General features: G+C 64.9%; 18 protein-coding genes. 10 read left to right on the top strand and 8 right to left on the bottom strand.

Annotated features, from left to right (window positions below; translation table 11 throughout):
- Nucleotides 1-101 precede the first annotated feature (101 nt).
- A complete protein-coding gene (locus tag KVG96_RS02765; RefSeq protein ID WP_217890719.1) occupies nucleotides 102-3,221 on the top strand; it encodes a transglycosylase domain-containing protein in 3,120 nt (1,039 codons plus the stop codon).
- Between the two features lie 27 nt (nucleotides 3,222-3,248).
- Here the strand turns inward: KVG96_RS02765 and KVG96_RS02760 are convergent, their stop codons facing one another.
- From KVG96_RS02760 to KVG96_RS02735, 6 genes are all read right to left on the bottom strand, one after another.
- Complete coding sequence (locus KVG96_RS02760; protein WP_217890718.1) at nucleotides 3,249-4,499, bottom strand: hypothetical protein; 1,251 nt, start codon at nucleotides 4,497-4,499, stop codon at nucleotides 3,249-3,251.
- A gap of 9 nt (nucleotides 4,500-4,508) precedes the next feature.
- On the bottom strand, nucleotides 4,509-5,012 hold the full coding sequence (locus tag KVG96_RS02755; protein WP_217890717.1) for a CS1 type fimbrial major subunit: 504 nt from the start codon (nucleotides 5,010-5,012) through the stop codon (nucleotides 4,509-4,511).
- 16 nt (nucleotides 5,013-5,028) lie between these two features.
- Nucleotides 5,029-5,775, bottom strand: coding sequence for a molecular chaperone (locus KVG96_RS02750; RefSeq protein WP_217890716.1), 747 nt, complete (start codon nucleotides 5,773-5,775; stop codon nucleotides 5,029-5,031).
- Between the two features lie 59 nt (nucleotides 5,776-5,834).
- Nucleotides 5,835-7,088, bottom strand: coding sequence for a hypothetical protein (locus KVG96_RS02745; RefSeq protein WP_437180479.1), 1,254 nt, complete (start codon nucleotides 7,086-7,088; stop codon nucleotides 5,835-5,837).
- A 35-nt stretch (nucleotides 7,089-7,123) separates the two neighbouring features.
- Nucleotides 7,124-9,646 (bottom strand): TcfC E-set like domain-containing protein, encoded by a 2,523-nt coding sequence (locus tag KVG96_RS02740; RefSeq protein WP_217890715.1) that lies wholly within the window; start codon nucleotides 9,644-9,646, stop codon nucleotides 7,124-7,126.
- Nucleotides 9,647-9,751: 105 nt separating this feature from the next.
- Entirely contained in the window at nucleotides 9,752-10,243 is a 492-nt protein-coding gene (locus KVG96_RS02735) for a CS1 type fimbrial major subunit (RefSeq protein WP_217890714.1), read from the bottom strand.
- A 524-nt stretch (nucleotides 10,244-10,767) separates the two neighbouring features.
- On the opposite strand from KVG96_RS02735, the gene KVG96_RS02730 reads away from it, so the two are divergent.
- Nucleotides 10,768-11,343 (top strand): PadR family transcriptional regulator, encoded by a 576-nt coding sequence (locus KVG96_RS02730; protein ID WP_217890713.1) that lies wholly within the window; start codon nucleotides 10,768-10,770, stop codon nucleotides 11,341-11,343.
- Nucleotides 11,340-12,125, top strand: a complete 786-nt coding sequence (locus KVG96_RS02725; RefSeq protein WP_217890712.1) for a siderophore-interacting protein — start codon at nucleotides 11,340-11,342, stop codon at nucleotides 12,123-12,125. The genes KVG96_RS02730 and KVG96_RS02725 overlap by 4 nt, the downstream gene beginning before the upstream one ends.
- Nucleotides 12,126-12,239: 114 nt before the next feature.
- On the opposite strand, the gene KVG96_RS02720 is transcribed toward KVG96_RS02725, so the two are convergent.
- Nucleotides 12,240-12,881 carry a Pr6Pr family membrane protein gene (locus tag KVG96_RS02720; RefSeq protein ID WP_217890711.1) on the bottom strand — a complete coding sequence of 214 codons (642 nt, stop codon included), beginning with the start codon at nucleotides 12,879-12,881 and terminating at the stop codon, nucleotides 12,240-12,242.
- 1 nt (nucleotide 12,882) lies between these two features.
- Complete coding sequence (locus KVG96_RS02715) at nucleotides 12,883-13,113, bottom strand: VF530 family protein (protein WP_217890710.1); 231 nt, start codon at nucleotides 13,111-13,113, stop codon at nucleotides 12,883-12,885.
- 277 nt (nucleotides 13,114-13,390) lie between these two features.
- Between KVG96_RS02715 and KVG96_RS02710 the strand changes: the two genes are divergently transcribed.
- From KVG96_RS02710 to cmoB, 7 genes are all read left to right on the top strand, one after another.
- Nucleotides 13,391-14,752: a carbohydrate porin gene (locus tag KVG96_RS02710; RefSeq protein WP_217890709.1), complete on the top strand. Its 1,362-nt coding sequence runs from the start codon at nucleotides 13,391-13,393 to the stop codon at nucleotides 14,750-14,752.
- Nucleotides 14,753-14,925: 173 nt separating this feature from the next.
- Nucleotides 14,926-17,337, top strand: a complete 2,412-nt coding sequence (locus KVG96_RS02705) for a glucose/quinate/shikimate family membrane-bound PQQ-dependent dehydrogenase (protein ID WP_217890708.1) — start codon at nucleotides 14,926-14,928, stop codon at nucleotides 17,335-17,337.
- An 835-nt stretch (nucleotides 17,338-18,172) separates the two neighbouring features.
- Nucleotides 18,173-20,590 carry an endopeptidase La gene (lon, locus tag KVG96_RS02700; protein ID WP_085634025.1) on the top strand — a complete coding sequence of 806 codons (2,418 nt, stop codon included), beginning with the start codon at nucleotides 18,173-18,175 and terminating at the stop codon, nucleotides 20,588-20,590.
- Nucleotides 20,591-20,928: 338 nt separating this feature from the next.
- Nucleotides 20,929-21,321, top strand: a complete 393-nt coding sequence (locus KVG96_RS02695) for a protease inhibitor I42 family protein (RefSeq protein WP_217890707.1) — start codon at nucleotides 20,929-20,931, stop codon at nucleotides 21,319-21,321.
- Between the two features lies 1 nt (nucleotide 21,322).
- A complete protein-coding gene (locus KVG96_RS02690; protein ID WP_217890706.1) occupies nucleotides 21,323-21,958 on the top strand; it encodes a lysoplasmalogenase in 636 nt (211 codons plus the stop codon).
- A gap of 268 nt (nucleotides 21,959-22,226) precedes the next feature.
- Nucleotides 22,227-22,934 carry a carboxy-S-adenosyl-L-methionine synthase CmoA gene (gene cmoA / locus KVG96_RS02685; RefSeq protein WP_225927287.1) on the top strand — a complete coding sequence of 236 codons (708 nt, stop codon included), beginning with the start codon at nucleotides 22,227-22,229 and terminating at the stop codon, nucleotides 22,932-22,934.
- Nucleotides 22,931-23,887, top strand: coding sequence for a tRNA 5-methoxyuridine(34)/uridine 5-oxyacetic acid(34) synthase CmoB (gene cmoB, locus KVG96_RS02680; RefSeq protein ID WP_217890705.1), 957 nt, complete (start codon nucleotides 22,931-22,933; stop codon nucleotides 23,885-23,887). Before cmoA ends, cmoB begins: the two co-directional genes overlap by 4 nt.
- The last annotated feature ends 97 nt before the right edge of the window (nucleotides 23,888-23,984 follow it).

Raw genomic sequence — 23,984 nt, 5'->3', positions numbered from 1 at the left:
GCGCCGGCGCGCGCCATCTCATCACAAATTTTTCACCTGACCCAACCACCGTCTAAGCTTCAGACAAGTCCGATCAATCTGCGTGAATGGATCAATCGACTATGGGCGCTTTGTTGCAGACCGATTCGAGTGAAAACGTGATTCCGACTGACCGTGTGGATCAAGCGCCCGTCCCTGAAAAGCCACCCCGCAGCCGTACCCGGCACGGCTGGAAGGCCTTCTGGCTGCTGTTGCTGATCATCGCCGTGGTGGTGGGCCTGGCGGCGACCAAGGAAATGCGCACCTCGCGCTTCCAGTCCCGCGAAGTGAGCCAGTACGCGGCCTCCCTGACCTACACGCTGGAGCCCGGCCCCAGCGAAGCCATCCGCTACCCCGGCAACGGGCCGTTCGACCTGCGCCTGGGCTACAGCGCCCTGGACGAGTTCCTGCCGCGCCTGCTCAAGCGCAGTTACGTCATCACCGAGCAGACCCGTTTCTCGCCGGCCCTGCTCGGCTACACCGACAAGGGCCTGTTCGTGCCCTATTCCGAAAAGATCCAGGCGGGGCTTTCGATCACCGACTGCCGCGCCGCGCCGCTGTACCGCTACGACTACCCGCAGCAGCTGTATTCGAGCTTCGAATCGATTCCGCCGGTGGTGGTCAACAGCCTGCTGTTCATCGAGAACCGCTTCCTGCTCGACCCCAAGCAGCCCTTGGCCAACCCGGCGGTGGACTGGCCCCGCTTCGGCATGGCCGCCTGGTCGCAGGTGGCCAAGATGCTCCATCTGCCCGGCCAGTCCGCCGGCGGCAGCACCCTGGCGACGCAACTGGAGAAGTACCGCCACTCGCCCGACGGCCTGACGGTGTCGGGCGCCGAGAAGATCCGCCAGATGATTTCCGCCAGCGTGCGGGCCTACCAGGCCGGGCCTGAAACCCTGGAGGCGCGGCAGAACATCATCCGCGACTACCTCAACAGCGTGCCCTTGTCGGCGGTGCCGGGCCACGGCGAAGTGCACGGCATGGCCGAGGGCTTGCGGGTCTGGTACGGCAGCGACTTCAACGAGGCCAACCGTCAGCTGGCCAGCACCGCGACCGATCCGAAGACCCTGGCGGACAAGGGCCTGGCCCTGCGCGAGATGCTCTCGCTGATGATCGCCCAGCGCCGTCCGTCCCATTACCTGACCAAGGGCCGCGAAGAGCTCGCCGACCTCACCGACAGCCACCTGCGCCTGCTGCGCCAGAACGGCGTGATCGACAACGCGCTGGCCGAAGCGGCGCTGGCCAGCAAGGTGGCCTACCGCGACTGGCAGACCCAGCCGACCCTCCAGCCGATCGAGACCAACAAAGGCATCAGCGTCGCCCGCAGCCGCCTGGCCACGATGCTCAACCGGCCGCTGTACGACCTCGACCGCCTGGACCTGTCGGCCACCAGCACCCTCCAGGGCGAGCTGCAGACCCAGGCCACCGAGTACCTGAAGAAACTCGCCGACCCCGAGTTCGCCAAACAGATCGGCCTGATCGGCGAGCGCCTGCTGACGCCCACCAGCACCACCCAGGTGCGCTACAGCTTCACCCTGTTCGAGCTGACCCCGGACGGCTCGCGGGTGCGGGTGCAGACCGACAGTACCGACCAGCCCTTCGACATCAACGAAGGCAGCAAGCTGGAACTGGGCTCCACGGCCAAGATGCGCGTGCTGACCACCTACCTGCAGATCGTCGCCGAACTGCACGACAAGTACGCCGGCATGGGCGTGCCGGAGCTGAAGAAGGTCGATGTGCCCGACCAGGACCGCATCAGCCGCTGGGTGGTCGACTACCTGATCGAGAACAAGGACCGCGACCTCTCGAAAATGCTCGGCGCCGCCCTCGACCGCAAGTATTCGGCCAGCCCCGGCGAGGCGTTCTTCACCGGCGGCGGCCTGCACGTGTTCCACAACTTCCGCAAGGAAGACAACGGCCGCATGCCGACCCTGCGCGATGCCCTGCGCGAATCCATCAACCTGCCGTTCATCCGCCTGATGCGCGACCTGGTGCGCTACACCACCTACTCCGGCCCCAACAACAGCGCCGAACTGCTCAAGGACGACCGCGATCCCCGGCGCCAGGAATACCTGGCCTCCTTCGCCGACCGCGAAGGCACCTCGTTCCTGCTCAAGTTCTGGAAAAAGTACCGCAACAAGGACACCCAGGCGCGCCTTGACACCTTCCTCGACAGCATGCGCCCGACCCCGATCCGCATGGCCGCCGTGCACCGCTACCTGCTGCCCAACGCCAGCCAGGAGGACTTCAACACCTTCGTGCGCTCGCACCTCAAGGGCGCCAAGCTCACCGAGAAGCTCACCGACGAGCGCCTGGAACGCCTCTACCTGGCCTACGGCCCCGGCACCTACGACCTGCCGGACCAGGGCTTCATCGCCAAGGTGCACCCGCTGGACCTGTGGATGATGGGCTACCTGCTCAACCACCCGGACGCCGACTTCAAGCAGATCGTCAAGGCCAGTCAGTTCGAGCGCCAGGAGGTCTACAGCTGGCTGTTCAAGAGCAAGCACAAGGGTGCCCGCGACAGCCGCATCCGCACCATGCTGGAGATCGAAGCGTTCCTGGAGATCCATCAGCGCTGGCAGAAGGTCGGCTACCCGTTCGACCACCTGGTGCCGTCGCTGGCCACCGCCATCGGCAGTTCCGGCGACCGCCCGGCGGCGCTGGCCGAGCTGATCGGCACCATCCTCAACGACGGCGTGCGCATGCCGACCCTGCGCATCGACAGCCTGCACTTCGCCGCCGGCACCCCTTACGAGACCCGGCTGGCCAACGACCCCCACGTGGGCAAACGGGTGATGCCGTCCGAGGTGGCCACGGCCATGCGCGAGGCGCTGTCGCAGGTGGTGGACTCGGGCACCGCCAAACGGGTGTCCGGCAGCTTCAGGCTGGCCGACGGCAGCCCGCTGACCATGGGCGGCAAGACCGGCACCGGCGACAACCGCATCGAAGCCATCGGTTCCGGCGGCCGGATCCTGAGCTCCAAGTCGCTCAACCGCACCGCCACGTTCGTGTTCTACATCGGCGGCAACCATTTCGGCACCCTGACCGCGTTCGTGCCGGGGCGCTCGGCGGAGAACTTCACCTTCACCTCCGCCCTGCCGGTGCAGGTGCTCAAGGGCATGGCGCCGATCCTCACGCCGTACCTGCAACCGGGCACCCACACGATGTGCCAGGCGACACCGGCGATGGCTGGACGATGAGCGGAGCGTGCCGGCGCACCCGCGCCGTCAGGCTTCCGAGTCCCAGATGACCGTAACGTCGCCCGAGTAGCGGCTGGCAACGCCGGGCTGCAGCATCTGGCTCATCTCGTGGGGGGCGATCTCGAAATGCAGCACGCCCGGCTGGCGCTCCACATAGTGGCCGGGCTGCATGATCCGCCCGTAGGACGGCCCGGCCCGCAACAGCAGCTCCTTGACCGGATTGCCGGTGTGGTCGGTGATCCCGTCCGGCATGCTGACGTAGATTTTCAGTTTGATCGATCGCCTCGACACCGGATCCTCGATCAGGCCGTCGAAGCCCGAGATCCGGCAGTCGAGCAGCATCTTGAAGCGCGACGACGTCGAAATGTGGAACAACTGGTCGCGAAACAGCCGCTCCGGCCTGCGGCCCGCCTGCAGCCAGTTCTGCCACCCGCCGCTGGGCACCAGTCGGACCTTGTCGCCGCCGGGCGGAATGTCGACCTTCAGCGCATGCTGCACGTCCAGCAGAAAATCAAAGACGATGACGTTGTCGTCGGCGACCATGACATCGCCCAGATCGAAGTCCCGGTTGGGGCCCACGCTGAACGCATGCTGCCCCGTGTACTGCCCCGACACCATTTGCAGGGGATTGGGGGTCATCAACTCGTAGGTGATATCGAAGGTTTCGTACTTGAATGGCTGAGGAATATCGAACATGGCTTTCTTTGCGCAGGTGCCGGCGCCGACCGGATGCCGCCAGAAGCTGTTGAAACCCATGTCATCGCCCGCCCCCGACAGGCCGGTGCAGGGAGGTCCGGCATAACGCCAGATTCCGCCTTCGAACAGATAATCGTGTCCCGCCCCATCGGTCAGTTCCGGTGCGGGCTTCGGCAAGCGGTAGGAGACCCCCATGCCGGCCACCCGGAACTTGACCTCCTGAGGCGGTGCCGTGGGATGCGTCACGATGATCGATTGCCATTGGGAGGGGATGTTGAACATCGCACCGCTGCGCTCGTTGGTGTGCCCCGCACGGATGGTCGCATTCGACTCGGAGCGGATCGGCAAGCGCAGGCTGAAGAGGTTCAAGGCCTGGCATTGCGACGGGTTGTCCAGGCAAAAGCCGCTCACCGGCGTCGTGTTCGTAAAGGTGTTGTGTTGAGGGTTGGCCGGATCCGGTTTGAATGCGGCACGGATCTGCTGCGTCACGGCCCCCGCGTGCAGGGGAGACAAGGCGGTCAGCACCCCCCAGATGACCAGACCGCGATTGAAGCGTTCGATCTTGCTTGAAGTCTGTTTCACAACTTGCCCTCAGGTTCCCGAAGGTGCCGCAGCACTGAACATCACGTGGACGTTGCCGTAATAGTCGCCCGGCCCGTAGCCGTCGGCCGGTCTGATCGGCAGGATCTCCAACGGGAACCGCCCGCCGGCCATCGCCTGCTCGGCCGTCACCACTTGCCGGGGCTGCGGTTCATGACTGAGCGGGATCCCGGCAAAACTGACCTGCAGACGGATGTTCTGATCGTCACGCCCGTTGGACAGGTAAGGCTCCCCCTCCAACCGGGCCTCGATGGCGCTGGTGTCGTGCTTCACATCGAAGTTCTTGCGCAGCGCGCCCAGGGTTCCGGTGACGGGGTTCCACGGCAGTTGCTGCTCCCGGTGGATCCAGTCGGTCTCCGACGGAATCACGTAGAAACCCAGCGTGGGGATATCCACGGACACCTCGAAGGTATGCTCCTCCCGCGCGGCGAAGGCCGGGGCGCAGACCAGCGTCAAGACGCCCGCGCCTCGGGTGAAGGCCGATAGCTTGTTCATGCAGGGCTCCTGTCCGTCATGGCTGGCCGGCGATGCGCAGCGTCTTTTTCTCGCTGCCCTCGACCAGGTTGAAGCGGTACTCGCGCCCCGGTTTCTTCTCGAACTCGAAGCTCTTGCCCGCCAGGACGTGATGCTTGGTGGTCGGTTCGCACTCGGACTCGTTCTTCTGCGAGCAATTGCGGAACTCGTCGATCACCACCACCGTGTTGCCGTTGTTGCGCAGGCGATAACGCCCGGGGCTGTCTTCGATTTCGCTGGCGAACCTCGCCTGGCCCGGACGGACGAAGAACACCGTGCCGAACCCCGTCATGACGTTGACCCCGGCCGACAGGGTCTTTTTGTATTCGTCACGCTCGTCGGCCGACACCGCAAACTCGTCTTCCTTTTCCGGCACCACGGGCACGAAACGCACGCGGAAGTAGCGCTCCGCGTCGCGGTTGCCCATGTGCAGCAGGCGAACCCCCTGCATGCCGCCAGCCGGCACGATCAGCCGTGCGGGACTGGCCATCAGGCCGTCGCGCCCCTGGGCATCGGCCTGGGCCTTGACCGGCACTTCACGCGTGCTGCCGTCGGCCTCGTAAATGATCTCCAGAATGTTGACCTTGACGAAGGCCGTGGCATCGCCGCTGTTGAACACCCGTTTGAGGTAGGTGCTCTTGTCACCATCCAGATAGTCGTAGACCGTTCCGACGTTGATCTGCGGCCCGGCCTGGAGGCCCAAAGAGAACCCGCCCAACCCCATCAGCCATACCAGTCGCTTCATACTTTTGAACCTCATCCCGTTGAACATGATGCGTTTCCTTGCCTGCGATGCAGCGTCGGTCAGATTTCCGAATCCCAAACCACAGTGATGTCGCCGCGGTAAGGACCATTGGTGAGAAAACCCTTGTCGATGGACTCCGGCATGACCTCAAAATGCAGGGTTCCAATTCCCCGATCGACATAGAAGCCGGGCTGGAATCGCTGAGCGAGGGACTTGGCGGACAAGAGCTGACGCTTGACAGGCTGGCCGGCCACATCGGTCATCCCGTTGGGCAGGCTGACGCTGACATCGACGTGCGTGAAGCGCCGGGTCTGCGGGTTGATGATCTTGCAAAGGATGGCCTCGTCCTCTCCGTTGCATATCCTGTACATCGAAAACCGCGACGAGGCCGAAATATGGAAGGTCTGGTCGCGGAAAAGACGCACCGGCCTGCGCCCTGCGTTAATCCAGCCCTGCCAGCCGCCTGCGGGAGCCAGTTGAACCTTGTCGCCGCCAGGCGGAATGTCGACCTTGAGGGTATGCTGCACATCGAGGACAAAATCCAGGGTCAACTGCGGATCGGTCGGCAGCATCACATCGCCCATGTCGAAATCGCCGCCGGGGCCGAGCCGGTAACTCAACGATCCGGTGTACTGGCCGGAAGACATGCCCAAGGGGTTGGGCGTGCGCAACTCGTAGGCGAAATCCAGGTAATCGTAAGACATGGCCGGAATCGCAAAGGCGACCATCTTGGTGCAACTGCCATCGATAGGTGTCTTCCAGAAAAATGCGTAAGTTGTGTCGCTGTAGTAACCGACACCGCTGTAAACGCAGGGCGGCGGCGCATACACCCAGCTCGAATTCGTCCACAGGGTCTGATGCCCTTGAAGTGCCGTCGGCGCTCCGGTGAGGTTGGCGGCGGTATCGCTCAACCGGTATTGCGAACCGATGCCCGCCACCCGCACCTCCACCCGTTCCGATTCGCCGGTGACGGCATTGGTCACCGTCAGCGCGCGCCACTGCGCCGGCACTTTGACCATCGCGTTGTTGCGTTGGGAACCGTCAGGCTGCAGTGCCCTCGCCGAGTCGAAACGAACGGGCAAGCGGATACTGAACGTATTGTTGTTGCGGCATTCCACGGGATTGCTCACGCAGTAGCCGCTTTCCGGCGTCTTGTTGATGAACACGTTTTTCTGCGGATTGGACGGATCGGGCGAAAACGACGCCTGGATCTCCTGGGACACCGCCTGTGCCGCTGGCGCCCCCATCACCAACAGCATGCCCAACCAGCAACGCCGCATCGGCCTGCATGTCCAGCCAATTGTCCGATTCATGATGGAACGCTCTCTGAAATCTCGATCATGGCCATTCATCCGGCCTGCTGCGGGTGGGAAGCGGCATCGGCCAGGGTGTCCGGGCTGCAACGCAGATCCCCGATCATCAGCACGTCGTTTTCGCTGCGGTGACTGTCGATGTCGAGGCGGAACTGACACAGCAACCGGTCGGCATGACGCACCTCCAGCGTCGGCGAGCCGGCGTTCATCTCCATCGAAAAGAAGCCATCGACCTCGCTCACGCCACGGCTGGCGTGGTTGATCACGTGATGGCCCTTGAGCGGCCGGCCTTGCGGGTCGAGCAAGCGCCCCAGCACCGTGAGGGTCTTCATCACCCTGACCTTGCGGTACTCCACACCGCCCTTGTTCAAGTGGTAACGGGTGCGGGACGGTTCGATGGTGGCGGCCGGCACGTGGTTGCCTTCGAAGTCGAAGCTCACCGAACTGTTTCGGTAGGCCGTCAACGGGATGAAGTTGCGCCCCGGGCGCAGCGCCGCGCTGCCGCCGCTCAGGTCGTCGGCGCGCAAGGCGATGCCGTCGATGTCGGACTCGACATCGACGATCATCCCGGCGCCGAGCCCTTGGTGCTGACGGGTCAGCGTCATGTGCCGGGCGCCGACCACCAGGGTGCTGTCCAGGTTCAGGCCGCCGGTGAAGTTGCCGTTGTAGGACGAACGCTGGACAAAGCCGTCGCCGTTGACCGTGTCGGTGCCGAAGTTGGCCAGGCTGGCCAGGCCGACGCCGTAGGTGTCGGTCAGCGCGGTCACCGAAACGCTTTGCAGCACGTGGTCTTGCCAGTCCTTGCGGTAGCCCAGCGACGCATTGGTGTCGCGGCTGCCGTCGCGGGCGGTGCGCGAGCCGATGCTGCCGGACACCTGCTGGCCCTGGCCGCCGAGCGCCACGTTGAGGCTCAGGTCGACGCCCCGGTTGCGGGCATCGCCGCTGCTGTAGCTGCCCGGTCGGTCGAACAGCGACAGACGCCAGTTGGCGTCGCTGCCGAACAGGGTCGTGCGTTGCGTCCAGCCAAGATCCGCGCCGACGCCCTCGGTGTTGCCGTCGCTGTGGGACACCCGGGCGCTGAGCGAATTGCGGCGGTCGATCCGGTGGCTGAGCGCCAGCGAGGTGTTGCTGGTCTGCCCGGTGAACACGTTGCGCTGGCGCACGCGGGTGCCGTCGGGCAGCGTGTCGTAGAGGTAAGTGGTGTCGAGCCAGCTGCGATTGTGGCTGACCACCAGGCTGCCGGAGCCGTAGTTGTAAAGCCCTTGCAGATCCGCACCGGTGCCGTGGTCTTCGGTCTGGTAGAGGTTGGCGTACAGGCTGACGCTGTCGGCCAGGCTCCAGTCGATGGAGCCGCCGTACTGCAGCTTTTCCCGCAGCTGACGGGCCGACAGCCCGAGAATCACCCGGGGGTGCAGCAGGTAGTTCACCGAAGCGCCGGCCGTGGCATCGCCGCTGGCCTGTTGGTCCCAATTGCTGAGCAGTTTGCTTTCCTGGCCGGCGAACAGGTTGTAGCGCCAGCGCTCATCGAGGTTGCGCCAGTTGTTGGGCTTGTAGATCAGTTCCTGGGTGGTCGAGGTGATCTGGCCGTCTTCGATCAGGCGCACCTCCACTTCATAGATCCCGCCGGGCAACGGCCGGGTGTCGAGGGTCTGCAACCCCGCCGGCACCGACTGGGTGTTGATCAGCAGGCCGTCACGGTAGATCTCCACCGAGCCCTGGCGGTTGGCGGTGACGTAGACCGGGTACACGCTGGGTTTCGGGCTGTCGATCGCCAGGCTGTCGGAGCTGCCGTACATCACACCGACGGCGGTGTCAGGGCTGGTGCCGAATGAGCGTGGCTGACGGGTCAGGCCTTCGGAATTGGGGGTGAAATAGCCCAGGCGGAAAAAACTGCCTTGCAGTTCGCGCTGGGTGTACAGCTCATGCACGGCGTGGAACGTCTTGTCGTCCGGCCCGCCCAGACGCGCCATCTGCATGTTGAACGTCTGGCTCCAGTTGCCCAGGCTGCCGCTGGCCTCAAGGCCGAAGCGCCCGCCCAGGTCTTGGTCCTGACCACCGTTGAGGTTGAGCTGGTTACGCAGCATCAGGCCGCTGCTGCCGCCCTCGGGCTGCTCGTGGAAACGCGCGACCGTGCCGTCGCGCTCGGCGTTCTCGGTGGCGATCGACAGCAGCGAGTTCTCCAGGTTGTAGTGAACCGCCAGCAACTGTTCCGGACAGGTGCCCGTGCACGCACCCAGCGCCACACCGGGCTTGAGGATGTCGGCCCAGGCCTGGCGCTCACGGGCATCGAAGCGGCTTTCGCCGGTGTCGGTGAAATCGAGCAAGGTCACCCGGTCGTCACGGGACAGCACCACCATGGCCTCGCCAAGCGGCTGCCGGTCCAGTTCGACCCGAACGGCCAGCGGCACATCGAAAAAGTGTTCCTCGAAATCGGCCGGCAAGCCTTTGGCCTGGGCCAACAAACTTCTGGGGGTATTGTCCAGCGCAGCGGGCGCCGCAAATGCACCGCTGCATAACAACAACGCAAGCGCTGCCGCAATGGGCGTCATCGGGAACATGCAAAAATTCTCTGACTGCACGAAAGTTGAATCCGGTCGGCAAATTTGAAGTTGCCGACCGGTCACATCACTCAAAAAGCGAATACTTACATCGTTGCTGCAAAATCAAGGAGCAACAGGGGGAACCGCATCGAACATCATGGTGACTGCACCGGTGTAATCACCCGGTGCGAAAGAGCTGCCCAACGCCGAAATGCGCAGCGGCGCACGGAAGTTCACGTCGGACTCGGATTCACCCACCACCATTTGCGGCGTGGTGGTGAGAGCCTTGTTGTTGAACTCGACCCTGAGGTCGATGGTGGTGGCGCCGGCGATCAGCTTCGGCACGCTCTCCAGGCTGGCATGCACCGAGCCGTTGTTGTTGCGCACATCGAAGAACCCGGTGACCTCGCGCATCTTGCCGGTGCTCGGCTGAAAGCTCATGTCCTGATCCTTGTTGACCAGGTCGGCGTCGGTCGGCACCACATAGAAACCGTTGGTCGGAACATGGGCGATCAGGCTGATGGAATGACGGGCCTCACCGGCGGCGAACGCCATGGAAGAGCCGAGTGCGAGAACGGCCAATGGAGCGGCGATTGCGAATTTCTTGAACATCATTTCAGTACCTGTCTCTTATAAGGTTTTCGGTTCGTTGAAAGTTGCAAAATAACAAAAACCGTCACGAGCAGTTTTATGTTCCGCAGAACTTCCAACGCCGAAGAATGATCAAGCAATTCATCCTGGAAGTAAGCAGGCAAGTTCCCACAGAGGCGTAGCCCGCGTGCCATGGCAGCAGAAAGAAAAATACGGGAATTCAATAAAAAGCGCTGAGCAACTGTAAGAGTCAGACTACGTTGCGCCACTTCGCAACATGGAACTTCCGCAAACGCCTCAGCCACTTCTGTAAGACGAATATGACACTTTCAATAGATAAAGGCGTGCACCGAAGTTTTAGAGAGTTAACACTAATTCGCGGGTTTTCGCCTGCGCCAGCGGTTTTTCATCGAATGTCGACAGTGCCATTTTAGATGTCATTTTCGCCACACCGACTCGACCGCCCCGCAAACCGTCGGTCGGTGACCCTTGCCAGACTCAAAAGATATATCTTAAGTTGTATCTAAAAACGACGAGAGAAGATCCAATTGAGAGACCATCATTCCCCCCACCGCGAACACGGCAACGGCCACGACGGCTTCGAACGGCGCCCCGGCCGCGAGCGCGGCGGCCGCGGCCCGCGGGTGTTCGCCCCCGGCGACCTGAAACTGCTGCTGCTGGCGCTGATCGCCGAACAGCCCTGCCACGGCTATGACCTGATCCGCCAGATCGAAGGCATGTTCGACGGGGCGTACAGCCCCAGCCCCGGCGTGATCTACCCGACCCTGACCTTCCTGGAAGAAAGCGAACTGATCCTGGGCGACGCCGAAGGCGGCAAGAAGCGCTACGCCGTGACCGACGCCGGGCGCCAGTCCCTCAGCGACCAGGCCGTCGCCCTCGAAGGGGTGCGGGTGCGCATTGACGTGAGCAAGCGCTCCTTGCGCGGGCATGACCGCCCGGCGCAGATCCACGAAGCGGTGCACAACCTGCGCCACGCCCTGCAACTGCACCACGGGCGCTGGAGCCCGGAAGAGATCAAGCGCGTCGCCGCCCTGCTCAACGACACCGCCAAGGCCATCGTCGACGGCCCGGCCGTTCAACCTGTCATGGAGAAAACCGAATGACCGCCGACCCGACCCAAGGCATCCACCGTGTCATGCACGAAATCAAACGCCGTCGCCTGCAAGTGCTGCGGGTGGTCGACCTGACGCCGCGCATGCGCCGCATCACCCTCGGCGGCCCGGAACTGGCCGGGTTCGTCAGCCTCGGCACCGACGACCACGTCAAGCTGCTGTTCCCGCAGAACGCCGAACAGGCCGCCGCCCTGGAGACCCTGGTGCTCGGCGCCGGCAAGGACAACGGCCCTATGCCGCAAATGCGCGACTACACCCCACGCCGCTATGACCTCGACACGCTGGAGTTGGACATCGATTTCGTCCTGCACGGCGACGGCCCCGCCTCGACCTGGGCCGAACAGGCAAAACCCGGCCAGTTCCTGCACATCGGCGGCCCGCGCGGCTCGATGATCGTGCCGGACATCTTCGACGGCTACCTGCTGATCGGCGACGAAACCGCCCTGCCCGCCATCGCCCGGCGCCTGGAGGGTCTAGCCGCCCACCGCAAGGCCCTGGTGGTGGTCGAGGTGGAGAACGGCAAGGAACAGCAGACGCTGGAAAGCCCGGCGCAGGTCAGCGTGATCTGGGTGTTGCGCGAAGGCGGCAAGGACAACCTGCTGGCCACGGTGCGTCAGTTGCAGGTGCCCAAGGACAATCTGTATGCCTGGGTCGCGACGGAAACCAAGGCCTCGCGGCAGATCCGCCGGGTGCTGCTCGACGAGCACGGGTTGGACGAGCAGTTCGTCAAGGCCGTCGGCTACTGGCGCGCCGAGGGTTCCGAAGCGGAGTGACGCCCGCCCTCGCTGACGCCATCGCAAGCTAACCGGCTCCCACAAGATCCGAGGCGTACACCGATTCCCGGCACGCCACATCGACCTGTGGGAGCGGGCAAGCCTGCGATGGCGTCAGTCCAGGCCTCGCCCCTTCCGGCGGTCGATCCCGATCACCGCCAATGCGATCAGCACAAACCCCGCCAGGATCCCCCCGGCATTGATGAACACCTGTGGATAACCCAGCGTCGCCACATCGATGAACGGATACGCATACGCCCCCAGCAGATGCCCGCGCCACAGCGCATAGGCGAAGTACCCCAGCGGGTAGATCAGCCACAGCGGCAGGTGCCTCAGACGCAGCGTCCCCTTGGGCACGCAGCACCACCAATAGGCCAGGAACACCAAGGGCATGACGTCATGCAGCAGTTCATCGGCGATGAACTGCCAACCCTGCGGGTGCCACAGGTGGCGCAGCAGAAGGCTGTAGGCGAGCCCCACCACCGCGATGCTCACGGCCACCGCACCGCTGACCGAAGGTTGCAGGAACCAGCGCCGGGCGGCGGACTCGCGGCGGCTCACCGCGCAGGTCAGCACCGTCGCCGCCAGGGTGTTGGTGAGGATCGTGAAGTAACTGAAGTAGCTCACCAGCCCGCCCAGCAGGCTGGCGCCGACGCTCCAGCGCGCGAACAGGATCAGGTACAGCTGAATGCCCAGGCCGCCCCAGCCGAGCACGGCCGCCAGGGTGACCCACCGTCGCCGCAGCCCGGCGTCCATGTCAGAGCGGGCGCTTGGTGCGCATCAGCTTCACGTACAGGCGCTCGACCTTTTCCCGGGCCCACGGGGTCTTGCGCAGGAAGGTCAGGCTCGACTTGATGCTCGGGTCGCTCTTGAAGCAGCGGATGTCGATGCGCTCGGCCAGCCCCGTCCATTCGTAATGGGCCACCAGCGCGGTGAGGATCTGTTCGAGGGTCACGCCGTGCAGCGGGTCGGGATTGTGTTCGTTCATGCCGGGCCTTTGGGCGAAGTGAAAACGCAGAAGCCGCGCACCTTAGCCGAGGGCTCCTGCTTGGGGAAGCGCAGCTTCCTTAAATGTAGGTGATGCGCCATCGGCCGGGCGCCTTACCGGACTGTTACCGAATCCGAAATGATCCATGTCAGCAAAAGCGCTTTGTGTTTTTGTAACAGGACATTATCCTGCCGCCCGGCCGCTGAATCGCTTCACTGCCTGCGACATATCGTAGCGGCCCCTCCATTCCCCGAAAACGATCAAGAAAGACCTCTTCATGCCTGATTTTCCGCCCTTCAGAGACAGCGCTGTCTCAACCCTCCGCCTGCTCGGCGGCTGCACCGCCCTGGGCCTTGCCACCTGCGCCCAGGCTGCTGCGGCCTTCGACAGCGACTCGCCGTGGATGCTCGGCGACTGGAACGGCACCCGCAGCGAACTCGCGCAGAAGGGCTACGACTTCAAGCTCGACTACACCGGGGAGATGGGCAGCAACCTGCACGGCGGCTACGACCACGACCGCACCGCGCGCTACAGCGACCAGTTCGCCCTGGGCACTCACCTGGACCTTACGAAGATCCTCGGTTGGGAGGACGCGCAATTTCAGCTGACGATCACCCAGCGCAACGGCAACAACATCAGCAACGACCGCATCAACGATCCACGCGTGGGCGGCTTCACCTCGGCCCAGGAAGTCTGGGGCCGCGGCCAGACCACGCGTCTGACGCAGATGTGGTACCAGCAGAAGTTCTTCGACCGCAAGCTCGACATCAAGGTCGGCCGCTTCGGCGAAGGCGAAGACTTCAACAGCTTCCCCTGCGACTTCCAGAACCTGGCGTTCTGCGGCTCCCAGGTCGGCAACTGGGTCGGCGGCATCTGGTACAACTGGCCGGTCAGCCAGTGGGCGCTGCGGGTCAAGTATCACCTGACGCCGGAGCTGTACGCCCAGGTCGGCGCCTACGAGCAGAACCCGTCGAACCTGGACCGCGGCAATGGCTTCAAGCTCAGCGGCAGCGGTACCCAAGGCGCCGTGCTGCCGGTGGAACTGGTGTGGACGCCGAAGCTGGCGGGCCTGCCGGGCGAATACCGCGCCGGCTACTACTACAGCAGCGCCAACGCCACCGACGCCTACAAGGACCGCAACGGCCAGCCGGCGGCCCTGAGCGGCGAGGCCTACCGCAGCGCTTCCAGCAAGCACGGCGTGTGGTTCGGCGCGCAGCAGCAGATCACCAGCGTCGCCAGCGACAACAGCCGCGGCCTGAGCCTGTTCGCCAACGCCACGATGCACGACAAGAAGACCAACGCCATCGACAACTACGTGCAGGCCGGCCTGGTCTACAAAGGCCCGTTCGCCGCCCGCGCCAAAGACGACATCGGCTTCGCCCTGGCCCGCGTGCACGTCAACCCGGCCTACCGCAAGAACGCCGAGGCCAGCAACCAGGCCCGCGCCGTCTACGACTACAACGACCCGTCGTTCCTGCCGCCCCAGGACACCGAATACAGCGCCGAACTCTATTACGGCGTGCACCTGGCGAACTGGCTGACCGTGCGCCCGAACCTGCAGTACATCCGCCACCCCGGTGGCGTGGACAAGGTCGACGACGCGCTGATCGGCGGGATCAAGATCCAGTCGTCGTTCTGAGGTGCATGGAAAGAACCTGTGGAAGCCGTCCTCACTGACGCCATCGCCAGCAGGCCGGTTCCTACAGGAACAGGCACCACCCCGACAGATTTATCTGAACCATGCCCGCGCCGGATCGTCATCTACAGTGACTACAGCGCGGGTCTCTTTGAAACGTCACGGAGAATCACACTATGAGCACTGAAGGTGCCTCGAGTCGAAGCCGTCTGCTGCCGAGCCTGCTCGGCATTCTGCTTCTGTTGATGGGCCTGGCCATGCTGGCCGGGGGGATCAAGCTGAGCCTGCTCGGCGGTTCGCTGTACTACCTGCTGGCGGGCCTCGGCATCGCGGTGACCGGCATCCTGCTGCTGCGCGCCCGCCGCGCGGCGCTGGGCCTGTACGCCGTGGTGCTGCTGGCCAGCACCGCGTGGGCCCTGTGGGAAGTCGGCCTGGACTGGTGGCAACTGGTGCCGCGCCTGGCGCTGTGGTTCGCCCTGGGCGTGGTCATGCTGTTGCCGTGGTTCCGCCGTCCGCTGCTGCTGGAGGGCCCTGCTCCGCTGGGCACCGGTGCCCTGAGCGTGGCCGTCGTCCTGGCCGGCGCCAGCGCCGTGGCCAGCCAGTTCACCCACCCGGGCGAAACCTTCGGCGAACTGGGCCGCGACACCGCCGACATGACCAGCACCGCGCCGCAGATGCCTGAAGGCGACTGGCAGGCCTACGGCCGCAGCGAGTTCGGCGACCGCTACTCGCCGCTCAAGCAGATCACCCCGGCCAACGTCGGCAAGCTGCAGGAAGCCTGGCGCATCCGCACCGGCGACCTGCCGACCGCCGACGACCCGGTGGAGCTGACCAACGAAAACACCCCGCTGAAAGCCAACGGCATGCTCTATGCCTGCACCGCCCACAGCAAGGTGCTGGCGCTGGATCCGGACACCGGCAAGGAAATCTGGCGTTTCGACCCGCAGATCAAGAGCCCGGTGGGCTTCAAGGGCTTCGCCCACATGACCTGCCGCGGCGTGTCGTACTACGACGAAGCCGCCTATGCCAAGGCCGAGAACGCGGCGTCCGCCGTCATCTCCGAGGCCGGCAAGGCCGTTGCCCAGGCCTGCCCGCGCCGCCTGTACCTGCCGACCGCCGACGCCCGCCTGATCGCCCTCAACGCCGACACCGGCAAGGTCTGCGAAGGCTTCGGCAAAAACGGCACGGTCGACCTGACCCAAGGCATCGGCCCGTTCACCCCGGGCGGCTACTACGCCACCTCGCCTGCCGCGATCTCCCGCGACCTGGTGATCATGGGCGGTCACGTCACCGACAACGAATCGACCAACGAGCCGTCCGGCGTGATCCGCGCCTACGACGTGCGCGACGGCCACCTGGTGTGGAACTGGGACAGCAACAACCCGGACGCCACCGAACCTCTGGCACCGGGCCAGACCTACAGCCGCAACTCGGCCAACATGTGGTCGCTGGCCAGCGTCGACGAGAAGCTCGGCATGGTCTACCTGCCGCTGGGCAACCAGACCCCTGACCAGTGGGGCGCCGACCGCACCCCGGGCGCCGAGAAGTTCAGCGCCGGCGTCGTCGCGCTGGACCTTTCCACCGGCAAGGTGCGCTGGAACTACCAGTTCACCCACCACGACCTGTGGGACATGGACGTCGGCAGCCAGCCGACCCTGCTGGACATGAAAACCGCCGACGGCGTGAAACCTGCGCTGATCGCCCCGACCAAGCAAGGCAGCCTGTACGTCCTCGACCGCCGCGACGGTACGCCGATCATCCCGATCCGCGAGATCCCGGTGCCGCAGGGCGCCGTGAAGGGTGACCGCACCGCACCGACCCAGGCCCGTTCGGACCTGAACCTGCTGGCCCCGGAACTCACCGAAAAAGCCATGTGGGGCGCCAGCCCGTTCGACCAGATGCTGTGCCGCATCCAGTTCAAGGAACTGCGCTACGAAGGCCAGTACACCCCGCCGTCGGAACAGGGCAGCCTGGTCTACCCCGGCAACGTGGGCGTGTTCAACTGGGGCGGCGTCTCGGTGGATCCGGTCCGCCAGATGCTGTTCACCAGCCCGAACTACATGGCCTTCGTCTCGAAAATGGTGCCGCGCGCCCAAGTCGCCGCCGGCAGCAAGCGCGAAAGCGAGACCGCCGGCGTGCAGCCGAACACCGGCGCACCGTACGCGGTGATCATGCACCCGTTCATGTCGCCGTTCGGCGTACCGTGCCAGGCCCCGGCCTGGGGCTACGTGGCCGGCATCGACCTGACCACCGGCAAAGTCGTGTGGAAACGCAAGAACGGCACCAGCCGCGACAGCTCGCCGCTGCCGATCGGCCTGACCCTGGGCGTGCCGAGCATGGGCGGCTCGATCGTCACCGCCGGCGGCGTCGGCTTCCTCAGCGGCACCCTGGACCAGTACCTGCGCGCCTACAACGTCAACACCGGCAAGGAACTGTGGAAATCCCGCCTGCCGGCCGGCGGCCAAGCCACCCCGATGACCTACACCGGCAAGGACGGCAAGCAGTACGTCCTGCTGGTGGTCGGCGGCCACGGCTCGCTGGGCACCAAGATGGGTGACTATGTGATTGCCTACAAACTGTCCGAATAAGCGTCAGCGGCAGTAAAGAAAAGGCGATGCCCGGTGTGGGCATCGCCTTTTTTTGTTGGCGGCGGAACACTGCAAGCCTTTGGGAGTGGGCGTGCCAGGAAGGGATTGGTCGGCTGGCAGGCCGCCATCGCCAGCAGGCTGGCTCCCACAGGGATTGATGTGGTCTGGGAGGGATTGGTTGGCTGGCAGGCCGTCATCGCTGGCAAGCCAGCTCCCACAGGGACTGAGGAGGTCAGGGAGATATTGGTCGGCTGGCAGGCCGTCATCGCTGGCAAGCCAGCCCCCACAGGGGCTGAGCGGGTCTGGGAGGATTTGGTCGGCTGTCAGGCCGCCATCGCGCGCCTCTCAAAAGGCCGAGTGTCAGCTCGCCTCGCTTTTGATCTTGATCTGCCGGCCCCTTCGGAAGGCTGAGCGGAGGGGTTCATCCGGGGGTGGGCGCGCAGCGCCGTTTGGCGCAGCCAAACACATCGGAAGGAGGTGCAGCGAAGCAAACCGTAGCCGATGCCCCCGGATGAATCCCGGAGCGAAGGAACCCCGAGCCTCAGCGAGGGGCCGAACGCCGGGGCCAGCCTTTTTGGTTACTTTTTTGGCGTTTGAAAAAAGTGACCCGCCGTAAGGGCGGAACCGCCAGCCGCCACCCCCGAAGAAACGGATATACACACCAAATAACCCCCAACCTGGTCGGCCCAAAGGCCGCCAAGGCCAACCCAACCAAACCCAACCCACCCCCAAACCCTGTCAAAACCCTGAACACACACCCAGAAACACCTCACCCCATTGAAACCACCCACCCCCTGCCCCATCTAAGCCCCATACCCCATTGCGCAGGTGCCCCATGAGCGACCAGCAAGAATTCCCGGACAACCCCGACGACTACACCGAAGCCGAACACATCGAACACCGCTCCACCGGCAAGGGCCTGGCCCTGCCCGGCCAGAACCTGCCGGACAAGGTCTACGTCATCCCGATCCACAACCGTCCGTTCTTTCCCGCGCAAGTGCTGCCGGTCATCGTCAACGAAGAGCCGTGGGCCGAGACCCTGGACCTGGTCAGCCAGTCCGGGCACCACTCGCTTGCCCTGTTCTTCATGGACACGCCCCAGGAAGACCCGCGCCACTTCAACACCAAGGCGCTCCCCGAGTACGGCACCCTGGTCAAGGTGCACCACGCCAGCCGCGAGAACGGCAAGCTGCAGTTCGTCGCCCAGGGCCTGAGCCGCGTGCGCATCAAGACCTGGCTCAAGCACCACCGTCCGCCATACCTGGTGGAGGTCGAATACCCGCACCAGCCCACCGAGCCGACCGACGAGGTCAAGGCCTACGGCATGGCGCTGATCAACGCGATCAAGGAACTGCTGCCGCTCAACCCGCTGTACAGCGAAGAGCTGAAGAACTACCTCAATCGCTTCAGCCCCAACGACCCGTCGCCGCTGACCGACTTCGCCGCCGCCCTGACCTCGGCCACAGGCCCCGAACTGCAGGAAGTGCTCGACTGCGTGCCGATGCTCAAGCGCATGGAAAAAGTCCTGCCGATGCTGCGCAAGGAAGTCGAGGTCGCGCGCCTGCAGAAAGAGATCTCCGCCGAGGTGAACCGCAAGATCGGCGAGCACCAGCGCGAGTTCTTCCTCAAGGAACAGCTCAAGGTCATCCAGCAGGAACTGGGCCTGACCAAGGACGACCGCAGCGCCGACCTCGAACAGTTCGAGCAGCGTCTGGAGGGCAAAGTCCTGCCGGCGCAGGTGCAGAAGCGCCTTGAAGAGGAAATGAACAAGCTGTCGATCCTCGAGACCGGTTCGCCGGAGTACGCGGTCACCCGCAACTACCTCGACTGGACCACCTCGGTGCCGTGGGGCGTGTACGGCGAGGACAAGCTCGACCTCAAGCACGCGCGCAAGGTGCTGGACAAGCACCACGCCGGGCTCGACGACATCAAGGACCGGATCCTCGAATTCCTCGCGGTCGGCGCCTACAAGGGCGAGATCAGCGGTTCCATCGTGCTGCTGGTGGGGCCGCCGGGCGTGGGCAAGACCAGCGTCGGCAAATCCATCGCCGAATCCCTGGGCCGGCCGTTCTACCGCTTCAGCCTCGGCGGCATGCGCGACGAGGCCGAGATCAAGGGCCACCGGCGCACCTACATCGGCGCGCAGCCGGGCAAGCTCGTGCAGGCCCTGAAAGACGTCGAAGTGATGAACCCGGTGATCATGCTCGACGAGATCGACAAGATGGGCCAGAGCTATCAGGGCGACCCGGCCTCGGCGCTGCTGGAGACCCTGGACCCTGAGCAGAACGTCGAATTCCTCGACCACTACCTCGACCTGCGGATGGATCTGTCCAAGGTCCTGTTCGTCTGCACCGCCAACACCCTGGACTCGATCCCCGGCCCGTTGCTGGACCGGATGGAAGTGATTCGCCTGTCGGGCTACATCACCGAAGAGAAGGTCGCCATCGCCAAGCGTCACCTGTGGCCCAAGCTCCTGGAGAAGGCCGGCGTGTCCAAGGGCAGCCTGAGCATCAGCGACGCGGCCCTCAAGGCCCTGATCGACGGCTACGCCCGCGAGGCCGGCGTGCGCCAGCTGGAAAAGCAGATGGGCAAACTGGTGCGCAAGGCGGTGATGAAGCTGATCGACGAGCCGAAGGCCGTCATCAAGCTGGGCCCCAAGGACCTGGAAGCCTCGCTGGGCCATCCGGTGTTTCGCAACGAGCAGGTGCTGTCCGGCACCGGCGTCATCACCGGGCTGGCCTGGACCAGCATGGGCGGCGCGACCCTGCCGATCGAGGCGACGCGCATCCACACGCTCAACCGGGGCTTCAAGCTCACCGGGCAACTGGGTGACGTGATGAAGGAATCGGCGGAGATCGCCTACAGCTACGTCAGCTCGCACCTGAAGTCCTTCGGCGGCGATCCGAAGTTCTTCGACGAGGCGTTCGTCCACCTGCACGTGCCGGAAGGCGCGACGCCCAAGGACGGCCCGAGCGCCGGCGTGACCATGGCCAGCGCCCTGCTGTCGCTGGCGCGCAACCAGCCGCCGAAGAAAGGCGTGGCCATGACCGGCGAACTGACCCTGACCGGTCATGTGCTGCCGATCGGCGGGGTGCGGGAGAAAGTCATCGCGGCGCGCCGGCAGAAGCTCTTCGAACTGATCCTGCCGGAGGCGAACCGGGGCAACTTCGAGGAGCTGCCGGACTACCTCAAGGAAGGCATCACCGTGCACTTCGCCAAGCGGTTCGCGGATGTGGCGAAGGTGCTGTTCTGATATTCGGGCAGCTCCCGCACCGGTGTTCCCGCAGAGCCATGCGGTGACCGCAGATCCTGTTGGAGCCAGCCTGCTGGCGATGACGTCAGCCAAGGCTGCGCATGGCCGCAGAACAATGCGGGGGGAGGTTGTACCTTGCCCCCCGCAGCGCCTTCACCGGCGCCATCGCCAGCAGGCTGGCTCCTACAGGGGTGCTGTGTACACCCTGGACCAGTGCGACGATTCGGCTTGCCCGCGAAGGGGCCGGAATTGACAGCCTCGTCCCGCCAGGCTGTCACACTTTGTCTCATCTTCAGTTATGCTCGCCGTTCGTCGAGAACGCCGGAGCCCCTCACCCCATGTCCCCCATTCGCCTGTTCGTCCCCCTGAGTCTCGCCCTGCTGGCGGCCTGCGCCACGCAACCGAAAACCAACGTGACCGTGGAAAAACAAAGCGAATGCCCGGTGCGGCTGAGCAACGGGCAAAACCTGATCGTGACCCTGCCCAGCAACCCCACCACCGGCTACCGCTGGGCCATCCAGGACTCCGCCGGCGGTGTGCTGCGCGCCTTGAGCCCCGAGGTCTACAGCAACCCCGAGGACGCCGGCGTGGTCGGCGCGGCGGGCCTGTCCACCTGGCGCTTCCAGGCCTTTGCCACGGGCACCGGGCGCCTGCGCCTGACCTCGCAGCAGCCGTGGGCGCCGGAAGTGCTGCCGGTGGAAACCTTCGACTGCGCCATTTCGGTCAACTGACATGGGCTGGCTGATCCTGGCGCTGATGGGCGCGGTGACCTTCCTCTACGGCCTGAGCACCCACGCGGCGCTGCTTTGCCTGCTGGTCAAGCCGCTGCCGGTGCTGGCGCTGCTCGGCTGGCTGCACGACGCGCCGCCCGGCGACTACCGGCGCTGGATCAGCCTGGGCCTGATCTTCTCGCTGCTGGGCGACGTGCTGCTGGCCTGGCCGGGCGACCTGTTCGTGTTCGGCCTCGGGGCGTTCCTGGTCGCGCACCTGGCGTATCTGAAGGCTTACCTCAGCGATTGCCGGCGCCCGGCGGTGTTGCCGCTGATCCTCGCCCTGGCCTTGGGTGCGGTGTTGCTGGGGATCCTGGTTTCCAGCGGCCTGGGTCCGTTGCTGGTGCCGGTGATCGTCTACGGCACGGCGATCAGCGCCATGCTCTGGCGCGCCCTCGCCCGCCTGGGCAGCGGCGTGCCGCAACGCTCGGCGCTGCTGGCGGCCGGCGGGGCCGTGGCATTCGTGTTCTCCGACAGCGTGATCGGCATCAACCGCTTCGTCGCGCCGTTCCATGCCGCGCCTTACATCATCATCCTCAGCTACTGGCTGGGCCAATGGGGCATCGCCGCCTCGGCGTTCTCGCAAAAACAACGCTGACCCTGTGGCGAGGGCGCTGGCTCCCGCCGGGTTGCGAAGCGGCCCAAAATCCGGTGCACGCGGTATTGCAGGTGGGTAGCCGTTGCGACGGCTGCGCAGCCGAGCGGGAGCAAGCTCCCTCGCCACGAAGAGGTGTGCCGCGCTGGCGAACGCGGTTTATCAGCCAACCCGCGCATCCCGCTGCCGATTTGGCTAAAATGCCGGCCTTTTCCACCGAACCGCCGGAACCGCCGTGAGCAAAGAACCCGACCGCATTTTCGCCCAGCCCATGGCCCAGGTGCCTGACTTCGCCTTCAACGAGGACGTGGTGCGGGTGTTCCCGGACATGATCAAGCGTTCGGTGCCGGGTTACCCGACCATCGTCGAGAACCTCGGCGTGCTCGCCGCGCAGTTCGCCCAGCCCCACAGCGTGCTCTATGACCTGGGCGCCTCCCTCGGCGCCGTGACCCAGGCCCTGCGCCGCCATGTGCGCACCGACGGTTGCCGGGTGATCGCCGTGGACAATTCGGCGGCGATGGTCGAACGCTGCCGCGAGTACCTCAACGGCCAGGACTCGATGTTCCAGGAGCTGCTGCCGGTCGAGGTGATCGAAGCCGACATCCTGGCGCTCGACTTCAAGCCGGCCTCGGTGGTGGCGCTGAACTTCACCCTGCAGTTCATCGCACCGGAGCAGCGCCTGGCCCTGCTCGGCCGCATCCGCCAGGCCTTGCTGCCCGGCGGCGCGCTGATCCTGTCCGAGAAGCTGCGCTTCAACGACGCCGACGAACACGCGCTGCTCACCGACCTGCATGTGGCGTTCAAGCGCGCCAACGGCTACAGCGAACTGGAGATCGCCCAGAAGCGCAGCGCCATCGAAAACGTCATGAAGCCCGACAGCCTCGAAGAACACCGCGAACGCCTGCTGGCCGCCGGGTTCTCGAAAGTCGTGCCGTGGTTCCAATGCCTTAACTTCGCCTCGTTGATTGCCCTGCCATGATCGATCTGTCCCCCCTCGCCCGCCGTCTGGCCGGCACGCCGCTGGCCGACTGGGCCAATACCCTGCAAGCGCAGCTCGACAAGAAGATGGAAAAGGGCCACGGCGACCTGGAGCGCTGGCAAAGCGCGCTGGACGCCTTGCCGCAGATCCAGCCGAGCGAAGTCGACCTGCTCGACGGCCTGACCCTGGACAGCGACTGCGACGACGCCACCCGCGCGCAGATGCGCACCGCGCTGATGGGCCTGTCGCCGTGGCGCAAGGGGCCGTTCGACCTGTTCGGCGTGCACGTGGACACCGAGTGGCGCTCGGACTGGAAATGGTCGCGGGTCGCCCCGCACCTGAACCTTGCGGGCAAGCGCATCCTCGATGTCGGCTGCGGCAACGGCTACTACATGTGGCGCATGCTCGGCGCCGGGGCCGACAGCGTGATCGGGGTCGATCCGAACTGGCTGTTCTTCTGCCAGTTCCAGGCGGTGCAGCGTTACCTGTCGCAGCCCAACGCCTGGCACTTGCCGTTCCCGTTCGAAGACCTGCCGCCGAACCTCGAAGGTTTCGACACGGTGTTTTCCATGGGCGTGTTCTACCATCGTCGTTCGCCGATCGAGCATCTGCTGGCGCTCAAGGATTGCCTGGTCAAGGGCGGCGAACTGGTGCTGGAGACCTTGGTGGTCGAAGGCGACCGGCACCAGGTGCTGGTGCCGGAGGACCGCTACGCGCAGATGCGCAACGTGTGGTTCCTGCCGTCGGTGCCGGCGCTGGAGCTGTGGCTGCGCCGCGCCGGCTTCAGCGACGTGCGCTGCGTGGACGTGAGCTTCACCACCGTGGAGGAACAGCGCAGCACCGAGTGGATGAAGTATCAGTCGCTGAGCGATTTCCTCGACCCGAACGACCACAGCAAGACGATCGAAGGGCTGCCGGCGCCGATGCGGGCGGTGATCGTCGCCCGCAAGTAAATCAGCCTGCCCTGCGGCGCCCTCACCGGCGCCATCGCCAGCAGGCTGGCTCCCACAAGGGGACTCGGCCTAATGCAGCCACTGCGTTCACCGCTAA

Origin of the sequence: Pseudomonas ekonensis, assembly GCF_019145435.1 — a bacterium.
Lineage (GTDB): Bacteria > Pseudomonadota > Gammaproteobacteria > Pseudomonadales > Pseudomonadaceae > Aquipseudomonas > Aquipseudomonas ekonensis.
Note: the sequence above shows the minus strand (reverse complement) of the source record. Positions and strands in the feature narration are given on the sequence as shown.

Bases quoted from the DNA above. Each gene is read 5' to 3' on its own strand.
- KVG96_RS02765 (WP_217890719.1), top strand. From the start codon at position 102: ATGGGCGCTTTGTTGCAGACCGATTCGAGTGAAAACGTGATTCCGACT.
- KVG96_RS02755 (WP_217890717.1), bottom strand. From the start codon at position 5,012: ATGAACAAGCTATCGGCCTTCACCCGAGGCGCGGGCGTCTTGACGCTG.
- KVG96_RS02750 (WP_217890716.1), bottom strand. From the start codon at position 5,775: ATGAAGCGACTGGTATGGCTGATGGGGTTGGGCGGGTTCTCTTTGGGC.
- KVG96_RS02745 (WP_437180479.1), bottom strand. From the start codon at position 7,088: ATGAATCGGACAATTGGCTGGACATGCAGGCCGATGCGGCGTTGCTGG.
- KVG96_RS02740 (WP_217890715.1), bottom strand. From the start codon at position 9,646: ATGTTCCCGATGACGCCCATTGCGGCAGCGCTTGCGTTGTTGTTATGC.
- KVG96_RS02735 (WP_217890714.1), bottom strand. From the start codon at position 10,243: ATGATGTTCAAGAAATTCGCAATCGCCGCTCCATTGGCCGTTCTCGCA.
- KVG96_RS02725 (WP_217890712.1), top strand. From the start codon at position 11,340: ATGACCGCCGACCCGACCCAAGGCATCCACCGTGTCATGCACGAAATC.
- KVG96_RS02720 (WP_217890711.1), bottom strand. From the start codon at position 12,881: ATGGACGCCGGGCTGCGGCGACGGTGGGTCACCCTGGCGGCCGTGCTC.
- KVG96_RS02715 (WP_217890710.1), bottom strand. From the start codon at position 13,113: ATGAACGAACACAATCCCGACCCGCTGCACGGCGTGACCCTCGAACAG.
- KVG96_RS02710 (WP_217890709.1), top strand. From the start codon at position 13,391: ATGCCTGATTTTCCGCCCTTCAGAGACAGCGCTGTCTCAACCCTCCGC.
- KVG96_RS02705 (WP_217890708.1), top strand. From the start codon at position 14,926: ATGAGCACTGAAGGTGCCTCGAGTCGAAGCCGTCTGCTGCCGAGCCTG.
- lon (WP_085634025.1), top strand. From the start codon at position 18,173: ATGAGCGACCAGCAAGAATTCCCGGACAACCCCGACGACTACACCGAA.
- KVG96_RS02695 (WP_217890707.1), top strand. From the start codon at position 20,929: ATGTCCCCCATTCGCCTGTTCGTCCCCCTGAGTCTCGCCCTGCTGGCG.
- KVG96_RS02690 (WP_217890706.1), top strand. From the start codon at position 21,323: ATGGGCTGGCTGATCCTGGCGCTGATGGGCGCGGTGACCTTCCTCTAC.
- cmoA (WP_225927287.1), top strand. From the start codon at position 22,227: ATGGCCCAGGTGCCTGACTTCGCCTTCAACGAGGACGTGGTGCGGGTG.
- cmoB (WP_217890705.1), top strand. From the start codon at position 22,931: ATGATCGATCTGTCCCCCCTCGCCCGCCGTCTGGCCGGCACGCCGCTG.